General features: G+C 74.3%; 2 protein-coding genes. Both read right to left on the reverse strand.

What is annotated here, in order from left to right:
* On the reverse strand, positions 1-2,037 hold a 2,037-nt coding region (locus ACTUAL_RS14940; RefSeq protein ID WP_440900669.1), incomplete at its 3' end, for a prolyl oligopeptidase family serine peptidase.
* Positions 2,038-2,066: 29 nt separating this feature from the next.
* A partial coding sequence (locus ACTUAL_RS14945) for a DUF4097 family beta strand repeat-containing protein (protein WP_440900670.1) occupies positions 2,067-2,439 on the reverse strand: 373 nt, incomplete at its 5' end.

The raw sequence follows: 2,439 nt of genomic DNA on the forward strand, positions 1-2,439 counted from the left end.
GTCCCTGCAGCGGGTTCGGACGTCGGACAGGTGGTCGATGAAGGCGTGTTCCGCGCCCGGCACGCTCAGCAGGTCGAAGTGCTTGTTCGCGGCCACCAGGGCGTCCGCCAGGCGCAGGGTGTGGGTGGGGTGGACCCGGTCGTCCAGCTCGCCGTGGACGAGGAGGAGCTTGCCCTGCAAGCGGTCCGCCAGGGCGGTGTTGGAGGTTCGGGCCCAGGCCTCGGGGTTGTCGGCGCCGTCGTAGGTCTCGATGAAGTCGGCGCTGAACGTGGTCGCGTCGTGGTAGCCGGACAGGGACACGCCCACCCGGTAGAGGTCGGGGTGGTCGAGCACGGCCCGGACTGAGGCGTAGCCGCCTCCGGAGTGGCCGAAGGCGGCCACGCGTGTCAGGTCGAGCCAGGGGCGGGTCTCGGCGAGCTGGCGCAGGGCCGCGGCGTGGTCGGCCAGGTTGCCGCCGTCCGCGAGGCGGCCGTAGGAGGCGTCGTGGAACGCCTTGTCGCGGCCTGGCGTGCCCCGGCCGTCCAGGGCGAGCACGACGAGGCCCAGTGCCGCCAACGGGTCCGCGTCCAGGCCCATGCCACCGGGGTCGAAGCACGGGTCGACCCTGGTGACCTGCGGGCCGGGGTAGATCGTGTCCACCACCGGGTAGCTGCGGGACGGGTCGAAGTCGTGCGGGAGGTGGAGCGTGCCGTAGAGGTCGGTGACGCCGTCCGCGGCCTTGACGCGGAAGCGCTGGGGCGGGGTCCAGCCGGTGGCGGTCAGGGCGTCCGCGCAAGCGCGTTCCAGTTCCAGCAGGACCTCTCCGGACCAGTCGCGGACCACGGTCACCGGCGGGGTGTCCACAGTGGACATCGAGTCCAGGTAGAAGTCCGCCGCCGGGGTGACGGCGTGGTCGAAGGCGTCGTCGGTGAGCGGGGTGAACCCGGTGCCGTCCAGGCGGACGCTGCACGTGGTGCGCCGGTACGGGTCCTCCGGGACCAGGCCGGAGGCGGTGAAGTGCACGACGCCGTCGGCCACGCGGAGGATCCGCCGCACCGCCCACTCCCCCGACGTCACCTGCCCGAGCAGCTCGCCGGTGCGCAGGTCGTGGCGGTAGAGGTGGCCCCAGCCGTCGCGCTGCGAGTACCACAGGACCTCGTCCGCCAGCACCCGCACGATCGGCGGCTCGTACGCCCACTGGTTCGGCTCGACGCGGGTGGGGCCGGACTCGCTGAGCACGGTGGTGACCGTGCCGGTGGCCGGGTCCATCCGGTGCAGGGACAGGGTTCTGCGGTCGCGCGGCTGGCTCAGGTAGTAGACCGACGCGCCGTCCTCGGACCACCACGCCCACCCGGCCGCGACCGGGGAGAGCATTGCCGTCCGGAGCGGTTCGCCCTGGGAGCGGACCACCTCGCCCGTCTCGACGTGCAGGACCACCAGCTCGCACAGCGGCAGGTGCTCGTCGCCCGCGTGCGGGTAGCGCTGGGGGTGGGTGCGCGGGGCCGCGCCACCCGGCGGGGCGGACTCGACCAGGATCTCCCGACGCACCAGGCGCTCGTCGGTGCGGTGGGTGAGGACCCTGGTGGAGTCCGGGGACCAGGCCGCGGCGGGCGGCAGGTGGGGCAGGCCGATCTTGCGGAGCAGGGTGGCGTTGCCCAGGGCCTGGGGGCTGGTGCCATAGGCGTGGTCCGGGGCGCCGTCGGTGGTGAGCGGGCGCTCGGCGCCGTCGGGCAGGGCGCGGGTCCAGAGGTCGTCGCCCCGCCTGGAGATCGCGTGCCTGCCGTCCGGGGACGGCACCTCCAGGGGCGCGATCGGCGGCGGGGGTTGCTGTGCGGCCAGGAGGTCGGTCAGGGCCTGCTCGGTCAGGTCGGTGCGGGCGCCCGCCGCCGGGTCGGCCAGGGTGTGGCGCTTGCCGTCGGGGGTGTCGACCGAGTACCAGAAGCGGGCGCCGCCGTCGATCCACTGCGGACGGACCTTGTCGCCGACGACGAGCTCACCGGGGCGGGCCGGGCGGCGGAGGAGGAGTTCGGCGGTGCGGTAGTTCCCGGTGAGGTCCACGGCGGGTTCTCCTTGTCAGATAGGGGGGATCAGAGGCTGGCGGCGGCGATGTCGCCGTGGGAGGTGGTGGCGCGGATCGCCAGGTCGGCGGCGCCGGTGGTGTTGCGCAGGGAGTTGCTGACGCGGCCGTGGGCGGTGCCCGCGTCCAGCGAGGCGCTCACGCCGGTCGCCGCGTGGACCGAGACGTCGCCGGACCCGGTGGTGAGCACGACCTCGCCGCGCACGGCCTCGGCGACGCGGATGTCGCCCTTGCCGGTGGTGATCTCGGCGGGACCGGTCAGGCGGGTGACGGTGACGTCGCCGGACTGCGTGGTCAGGCGCAGGGACCCGGCCTCGTCCAGCTCGACCGAGCCGTGGGCGCACTCGACGGCGACCTCGCCGAACCGGCCGACGCCGCGCAGG

Source organism: Actinosynnema sp. (assembly GCF_052038725.1).